We start from the raw sequence: 7,975 nt of genomic DNA on the forward strand, positions 1-7,975 counted from the left end.
CCTCCGCGGCTCAGCCCTGGGCTTCCGCAACCTCACCAACTACGTCGCCAGATCATTGCTGGAATCCGGCGGATTCAGACCGAAACTACACCCTGGATTCTGAAGAGCCGCATAACCTGCGATCTCACCAGCTTCAGCGAACGGTTGCCGCAGCCGGGCGAAACCGTGCTCGGCAGCGCATTCACCATGGTGCTTGGTGGCAAGGGTGCCAACCAAGCATTGGCGGCTGCCCGTGCCGGCAGCGACGTTGCGCTGATCGGCAGTGTCGGCAACGACTCGTTCAGCGAACTGGTGCTCAGTACCTTGGCCGAGGAACGCATTAACACTGACCACGTCCTCCGCAGTCAAGGACCCACAGGCATTGCCCACATCAGGGTGGACTCCTCCGCGGAAAATGACATTGTCATGATCCCGCTCGCCAATTCGCTCCTGAGCCCCAACCACGTCAGGGAGTCACTCAATGCACCTGGACTGGACGCCACTGTTGCCCTGATCCAACTCGAAATCCCGCATGATTCCGCACTCGAAGCTGCCAAAGAATGCAAAGCCCGCGGCATCACCGTAATTCTGGATCCAGCTCCTGCGCCGGAAGCGCCACTGGATGAGGAATTCTGGCGGTACGTGGACATTGTCACGCCGAACGAAACCGAAGCCCGGCTCATGACAGGAATCAGCGTCACAGACAAGGAGTCGGCAGCGAAGGCCGGGCGATGGTTCACCGATCGCGGAGTAGCCCGGGCCGTGGTAACACTCGCCGGTGCCGGAGCCGTCGTCGTCGAACGTGTCGGGGAAACCGGCGACGAGACAACACGGCTCAGCCTCCACGAGCCTTTCGACGTGACAGCCGTGGATACCACAGCGGCCGGAGATGCCTTCGCCGGCACCCTTGGCAGCGCCCTCGCTGAAGGACTCACCTGGGAGCTGGCCCTGCGCCGCGCCATGGCCGGCGGAGCCCTGGCCGTCACCGTAGCCGGAGCCAGCCCCAGCCTTCCCAAACGCGAAACCGTCGACCTGTTCCTGGCCGGCCGCTAGCCACACCCGCACGTCCAACATGTTCACTACGATCACCCATCCCTCTACAAAGCAGTGGAGTAAAAATGCGAAAAAACAGCGGCACCCTCAACCCGGCACTGTCCCGGGTCATCTCCGAACTCGGCCACACCGATGAACTAATGGTGACCGATGCCGGCCTGCCCATCCCAGCCGGGGTGGAACGAATTGATCTGGCGCTCACGGCCAACGTGCCTGAATTCCTCCAATGCTTGGACGTTGTCCTTGCGGAGGCTGCGTTTGAAGGTGCCATCGCCGCCAGCGAGATCACCACACACAGCCCCGGGCTGTACGAGGCCCTGGGCAAACGCCTGGACCGGCACAACATCCCACTCGAGCTGGTTCCACACACGGACTTCAAGGCCCGCACCAAGAATTCCAAGGCCGCCGTTCGCTCCGGCGAATTCACGTCTTACGCCAACGTGATTCTGGTTGCCGGAGTGGTGTATTGAGATGACCATTTCATTCACAGGCATAACCAAATCCTTCGGAACGAACAACGTCCTGCGCGGCATCGACCTGACAATCAAACCGGGTGAAATTCTCTCACTTGTGGGCGAAAACGGGGCAGGGAAGTCCACACTGACCCGTATCATCGCCGGCGCCTACCAGCCCGATTCCGGCCAGATCATGATGGACGGCGCACCTCGGAGCTACCATGTGCCCCAGGACGCCATGGCCGATGGCATCCAGGTCATCTACCAAGAACTGAGACACAACCTCTTCCCGCAACTGGACGTCGCCTCCAACATCTTCGCCCACGACGGCACCGGTGAATTTGGCCGCTTCTTCGTCAACAAGGACAAGATGCACCGGCGTGCCGCCGAACTGCTGGCCCAAGTGGGAATCGACGTCGACACGCGCCTTCCCGTGGAGAAGCTCAGCTTCGGCGAGCAGCAACTCGTTCAGATTGCCCGGTGCCTGAACCACTCGGTACGCCTGCTGATCCTGGATGAGCCAACGGCCGCCCTGGACGACAGGGAATCAGAACTACTGTTCCGCCAAGTCCGCAAACTGCAGGCCGCGGGGGTTTCCATCATTTACATCAGCCACCGGCTGCCCGAGGTGTTCGCGCTCTCGGACAGGATCGTGGTTATGCGCGACGGCCAAGTCTCACTCAGCGGCACACCCACGGAACTGAGCGAAAAATCAGTTGTGGCGGCCATGGTGGGAGGGGAAGTTGAAAACTTCTACCCGAAGGAACACCACAGCACGGACCGTGTCCGCCTAGACGTCAATGAACTCCGCGGCGCCGGCGTCAACGGTGTCTCCTTTCAGGTGCACGCCGGTGAAGTATTGGGAATCGGTGGAGTCATGGGAAGCGGCAAGGGCGAGGTGCTCCGGGCCTTGTTTGGCCTACACCAGGCCAGTGGTTCGGTGCTGTTGGATGGCAAGGGCGTCAGTTTGAAGTCCCCGCATCAAGCCATCGCCGCAGGCATCGCCTACCTCACCCCGGACCGGCAGGCGGAAGGCCTCACCCTCGCCCAGCCCATCTCCCATAATGAATCACTGGCGACCCTGGGCGCTATCACGCGCAACGGCGTCGTATCCCGCAAACAGGAACGGGAGCGGTGCCAAGAAATCTCAGACCGGCTCCGCATCAAATGCACCAGTATCGAGGACGCCGTGGGCACCCTCTCCGGTGGCAATCAACAAAAGGTCCTGCTAGCCCGCTGTCTTTTGAGCAACCCGGCCATCTTGTTGATGGAGGAACCCACCCGCGGGGTGGATGTGGGCGCTAAAGCCGAAATCTATTCCATCATCAATGACGCCGCCGCCCAAGGCGTCGCTGTTGTCCTAGTTTCATCAGATCTTCCCGAACTAGTCGAAATGTCAGACCGCGTGCTGGTCATGCGAGAGGGCAGCATCAACGCTGAACTGTCCGCTCCCGCCTTGACCCAACAAGCCGTCCTAGAACACGCAATGGAGACCCTAACCCGATGAAAAAGTTTTCCCTTTTCAACGACCAGCTGCGAGCCGTCTGGATGCTGGCCCTGGTGGCCATCGCCCTCGTCTTCGCCACGCCGCTGTTTCTGCAGTCCTCAAACATGCTCAACATTCTGCTGACTGCTGCCGTGGTGGCGCTGATCGCAGCCGGCCAGACCTACGTCATTATTCTTGCCGAAATTGATCTTTCCGTGGGTGCTGTGCTTGGCTTCAGCGCCATCATCACTGCCTCCGTAATGAGTAGCCATGGGCCGGTGGCCGGCCTGGCAGCCGGGCTGCTGGTGGGTGCCCTCGCCGGCGCCATCAACGGGCTGTTGGTCACCAAAACAAGAATGCCGTCGTTCATTGCGACACTGGCCACGATGTCCATTTTTGCCGGGCTGACCTTGCAATTTTCGCAGGGCAACCCGGTCAAGGTCACTAGCGAGGCCTTCCTCGCCTTGGGGCAGGGCAACTTGCTGGGTATCCCCACCCCCATCTGGATCATGGTGGCAGCAACCGTGCTGTTTGGCTTCATTTTGGCCCGCACCCGCTACGGCCGCGAACTCTACGCAACAGGCGACAACGAGGATGCTGCCCGACTGGCCGGCGTCAACACAGCCCGAGTGAAGATCATGGCGTTCATGATCTCAGGCGTGCTGGCCGCCATTGCCGGCTTCATCCTCACCGCCAGGCTCGGAACCGCCCAGCCCACGGCCGGAACCGGACTGGAACTGGCGGCCATCGCTGCGGTCATCATCGGTGGCACCAGTTTGGCAGGCGGCCGGGGCGCGCTACTGGGCACCGTGGTTGGCGCGGTCCTGCTGGCCATGATCGACAACGGACTGAACCTGCTCAACGTGTCCCCGTTTCTGCAAAGCGTTGTCAAGGGTGCCGTCATCTTGTTCGCCGTCTACATTGACCGCAACTCCGGGGTACTGATGCGCATCTTCCGCCAGCGGCCGCCTTCAGGCACCACAAACGCCGCAGGGTCGACGGCGGCAGGTGCCTTGGAGATCGGCGCGCGGGCACGCACACCCCAAATAGCTGCGGTGACCATTCTGGCATTGCTGGTCGCTGGCGCCGGTGTGACCACAGCAGTCCGCGGAACCAGCGACGGTGCGGCCTCCCCACAGTCCGCGACCTTGGTCATTTCCACCCTCAACAACCCGTTCTTCGTTTCTGTGGCGGACGGCGCCAAGGACCAGGCCACGAAACTGGGCATGAACTTGGACGTCCAAAACGCCAACAACAATGACACCCAGTCCCTCAACCAAGCCACGACGGCCCTGGTGAAGAAACCCAGTGTTCTGGTCCTGGACCCCACCTCCAGTGAAGCTGGCGGTTCCATCACGGTCAAAGCCAACCAGGCAAATGTACCCGTGGTCGCCTTTGACAGGGTCCCGGATCAGGGGAAGCTGGCCGCCTTTATTGGCTACGACGCCGTCCAAGCTGGCAAGAACGGGGCCAAGGCCCTGTGCGAAGCGATGGGCGGGAGCGGAAAAGCAGCCGAACTGCAGGGCATCCTCGGCACCAGCGTTGCACGGGATCGCTCCACAGGATTCCAGGAGGGCATGAAAGCATGCCCTGGAGTCCAGGTAATAGCAGTCCAGTCCGCTGACTTTGACCGGGGGAAGGCTCTGGATGTAACCACCAACATGCTCCAGGCGAATCCCACCATCACGGGCATCTACGGCGCCAATGATGAAATGGCACTCGGTGCCGTAGCCGCTGTGAAATCCCGCAGGCTCCTGGCCTCGATCAAGATCGTCGGAAACGACGGGATTGGCGATGCCTTGACCGCCGTCAAGAACGGCGAGATGTACGCAACAAACGCTGAATCACCATTTGCCCTGGGCCAGGAAGTCATCAAGATCAGCCACGCGGTGGCATCCGGAGAAACCGTTGAGGAATCACGGGTGTTGCAGGGAAAACTCGTCACAAATGCAAGCGTCAACGAATTCTGCGACTACCTTCGCGGCCTGGGAGATCGAGCCACCTGCAAGTAGTCGCCTCCCGTCCGGCAACTTCACATTCCATACCGAACAAAAGGACTAACATGACGAAACTTACACCGGAAATGCTGGCCGCCATGGTTGACCACACCTTCCTGCAGTCCACCGGGACCCAAGCAGACGCTGAGTCAGCAGCGGCCGAAGCTGCACGCCTCGGCGCCTACTCCGTGTGTGTCTCACCGTCGATGCTGCCGCTGGCCACGGCCACGGCCAAAATCACTGCCGTTTGCGGCTTCCCGTCAGGCAAACACCACAGCCACCTCAAAGCAGCCGAAGCCCTGCACGCCGTCCAGGATGGGGCCGACGAGATCGACATGATGATCGACGTCGGAGCAGCCGTGGCCGGGGACTTCGACGCCGTGCACAGAGACATTGCGGCCGTCCGCGCAGCCGTACCGGCACCCACCGTGCTCAAGGTAATCCTGGAAACAGCTGCCCTGACGGACGAACAGATCGTACGATGCTGTGAAATCGCGGAGAGCTGCGGTGCCGACTTCGTGAAGACCTCCACGGGGTTCCACCCCGCAGGCGGGGCCACCGTCCACGCCGTGAAACTGATGTCCAGGACAGTGGGCCGACGCATCGGAGTCAAAGCTTCCGGAGGCATCCGCGACTGGACCGCCGCCCAAGCCATGGTCGACGCCGGAGCCACCCGCATTGGCCTGTCCGGCACTGAGACCGTCCTGCTGGGCGGCACCTCAACCGGGTACTAATCTGTAAACCAATTTGGTGACTTCTGAGATCCCCGCCCAGGCGGGGATCTCAGTATGTTTAAGTTGAAAAGACGATCGGTGAAATAGATCTGACGAGCGTACGTCCGCTTCCAGGGTCTGATTCGCTGCAGCGGCGGCCCATTAGACCAGCGCGCGCTGTCGCGGACAACCTGGCGCTGAGCCGTCACGATCAAATCCGGAACAGTTCCTCTGCCTCGATGACGCAGACCACGAAGGCGCACTATCTCTGAGTGCTTTTGGAGGACTCCCTAGATGTGCCGTAGCCCATGGTGGAGTATTTGGCCGGGCAGTTGGGGATTGATGATCCTGCGTGTGGGAGGCTCTACGCCGTCTGGCGAATGACGGCGTGTGAGCATGTCTAGGAGATCAAGGGGCCTACGGTTTCCGAATTTTCGAGGACTCCTCATCCACGGAAGATTTCCGCCGGTTCCTGAAGGGCTGGGCCTAGACCCGTGCGGAACGGCCCGGATCCATTTTCGTCCACGATGTGGGATTGAGGTCAGCAGCAACCGTGTGCCGCTGGCCGGGAGCACCGGGTCCACTCCCCTAATCTGCTGTATCCACGATCGGGCCGCTGACCGGATGTATCGTTTGCTCGCCGGAGCCGGCACGACGGTGGACCTGACGCTGTCCGGGCGTCTCCGCGAGTCGCTGGAAGTGCTGGCAGTGCTGGCAGTGCTGGCAGTGTCACGGTTCTCAGGGCTGGAGTCCTGACTGAAGTCCAGTCACCAGGATAGTTGGGATTCGAACCACTGTGGCCCGACCAACTGTCTGATGAGCAAGCCGGGCGCAACAAAAAAGCAAAACTATCGCCGGAGGTCAGAGCATGTTGAGAGTTCAACGCTTGTCGACAATTATCAACGTTTATGATCCCCGCTTGCAGATCAGGCGTCGATTCAGAGTTGCCAATGGCCGTTTTGGCTGTTCTTACATGGCGCTATTACAACAATGCAGGAGACTAAATAATCGCTCTTGTGTCTTCAAAAGTATGCGTTTTGTATGACGTTGTGGCAACCCCACCCGACCGCAGAGCGACCTCGAGCACGGCCAATCAGCCATCAATACTGTGTCTCTCGTTTTACTCGCGATTCACTCCGAGCTTGGCACCGAGCCGACCGCGATGTATTGGGCGTTGCCTTAGGCTGACGGTTTTGAGATAGTCAGAATGTTCCTTCACCAGAGTCGATACATCGATGTTTTGCACTTTATCGGTGCTGGGAATGAAACCTGGCTCTTCAGAATCCAGGGTGTAGTTTCGGTCTGAATCCACCGGATTCCAGCAATGATCTGGCGGCGTAGTTGGTGAGGTTGCGGAAGCCCAATGCTGAGCCCTGGAGTTGTTCCAATCGGCCATTGATCGCTTCAGTAGGACCGTTTGATGTTCCGGGTCTGTCGAAGTAGGCAAGCACGTCTGCTGCTCTGCGTTTGAGTGTCCTCCCCAAAGTTTTGAGTTCCGTGAGTGCGGCCGGGACGCCGGCGCTGAGGGAGTCAACTGCGGCCTGTATCAGCTTCTTTCCTTGGGTGCGGTCTGGTTCCCGGTAGGCGGTGATCATGCGCTGGTAGATGCCCCAGGTGGCTTCCACCTCAACATGCGCATCGGCGGCGAACAAGTCTTCCAGTCGCTTTTGTTGTTTCTCGGTGAGCAGTCCTTCTCCGGTGTGCAGGGTTCCCCTGGCTTTGTAGAGTGGATCCCCGGCAGGTCCGCGGTGCCCGGACGTTGTCTGTTGAACACGGCGCTGGCACACATCCAGCGCGTCCCCGGCCAGGCGGATGACATGGAAGGGATCCGTCACGGGGACAGCCTCGGGAAGCTACTCGGTGGCGGCGCTTTTGAAGCCGGAGAGGCCGTCCATGGCCACTACTTCAATCCCGTCCCGCCAAGCTTGCGGGCGTGCCTGCAACCAGCTGGCGAAGACTTGTTTTGAGCGGCCCTCGACCATGTCCAGTAACCGGGAAGGGTCGCTCTTGTCGCGGATCGGGGTCAGATCGATGATGACGGTGACGTACTTGTCGCCGTGGCGGGTGTGCCGCCAAACATGCTCGTCAACACTAATGACTTCCACACCGTTGAAGCGGTGCGGGTCATCGATCAACACCCGCTTGCCCTCTGCCAGAACAGCATTCTTCACGGTATTCCAGGAGACTCCAAGGCCCTCAGCCACGCGGGCGACGGTGAGGTGTTGGCACACGATGCCTTCCAGCGCCCAGGCCAGCCCGCGGCGGGAGAGCTTCGCTCGAGGCTCAGCAGCC

6 protein-coding genes and 1 pseudogene are annotated in these 7,975 nt (G+C 60.4%); 6 read left to right on the forward strand and 1 reads right to left on the reverse strand.

The window, feature by feature from the left end; genetic code table 11:
- Positions 1 to 111: 111 nt before the first annotated feature.
- The 6 genes from ACX80Q_RS18480 to ACX80Q_RS18505 all read left to right on the forward strand — a co-directional run bounded on the left by ACX80Q_RS18480 (position 112) and on the right by ACX80Q_RS18505 (position 6,439).
- Positions 112 to 1,032: a ribokinase gene (locus ACX80Q_RS18480; RefSeq protein WP_459332011.1), complete on the forward strand. Its 921-nt coding sequence runs from the start codon at positions 112 to 114 to the stop codon at positions 1,030 to 1,032.
- Positions 1,033 to 1,097: 65 nt separating this feature from the next.
- Positions 1,098 to 1,502, forward strand: a complete 405-nt coding sequence (rbsD, locus tag ACX80Q_RS18485; protein WP_459332006.1) for a D-ribose pyranase — start codon at positions 1,098 to 1,100, stop codon at positions 1,500 to 1,502.
- 1 nt (position 1,503) lies between these two features.
- Entirely contained in the window at positions 1,504 to 2,994 is a 1,491-nt protein-coding gene (locus tag ACX80Q_RS18490) for a sugar ABC transporter ATP-binding protein (protein ID WP_459332007.1), read from the forward strand.
- Positions 2,991 to 4,985 (forward strand): ABC transporter permease/substrate-binding protein, encoded by a 1,995-nt coding sequence (locus tag ACX80Q_RS18495; protein ID WP_459332008.1) that lies wholly within the window; start codon positions 2,991 to 2,993, stop codon positions 4,983 to 4,985. The genes ACX80Q_RS18490 and ACX80Q_RS18495 overlap by 4 nt, the downstream gene beginning before the upstream one ends.
- Before the next feature lie 50 nt (positions 4,986 to 5,035).
- Positions 5,036 to 5,704, forward strand: coding sequence for a deoxyribose-phosphate aldolase (gene deoC, locus ACX80Q_RS18500; protein ID WP_459332009.1), 669 nt, complete (start codon positions 5,036 to 5,038; stop codon positions 5,702 to 5,704).
- 603 nt (positions 5,705 to 6,307) lie between these two features.
- Positions 6,308 to 6,439: a hypothetical protein gene (locus ACX80Q_RS18505; protein ID WP_459332010.1), complete on the forward strand. Its 132-nt coding sequence runs from the start codon at positions 6,308 to 6,310 to the stop codon at positions 6,437 to 6,439.
- Positions 6,440 to 6,960: 521 nt separating this feature from the next.
- On the opposite strand, the pseudogene ACX80Q_RS18510 reads toward ACX80Q_RS18505, so the two are convergent.
- A pseudogene (locus ACX80Q_RS18510) lies at positions 6,961 to 7,975 on the reverse strand (ISL3 family transposase); the annotation flags it as partial.

The organism is Arthrobacter sp. HLT1-20, from assembly GCF_054510895.1.

Excerpts from the sequence above, each read along its gene's own strand:
- ACX80Q_RS18505 (WP_459332010.1), top strand. The coding sequence starts at position 6,308 with ATGTATCGTTTGCTCGCCGGAGCCGGCACGACGGTGGACCTGACGCTG.
- rbsD (WP_459332006.1), top strand. The coding sequence starts at position 1,098 with ATGCGAAAAAACAGCGGCACCCTCAACCCGGCACTGTCCCGGGTCATC.
- ACX80Q_RS18495 (WP_459332008.1), top strand. The coding sequence starts at position 2,991 with ATGAAAAAGTTTTCCCTTTTCAACGACCAGCTGCGAGCCGTCTGGATG.
- deoC (WP_459332009.1), top strand. The coding sequence starts at position 5,036 with ATGACGAAACTTACACCGGAAATGCTGGCCGCCATGGTTGACCACACC.
- ACX80Q_RS18490 (WP_459332007.1), top strand. The coding sequence starts at position 1,504 with ATGACCATTTCATTCACAGGCATAACCAAATCCTTCGGAACGAACAAC.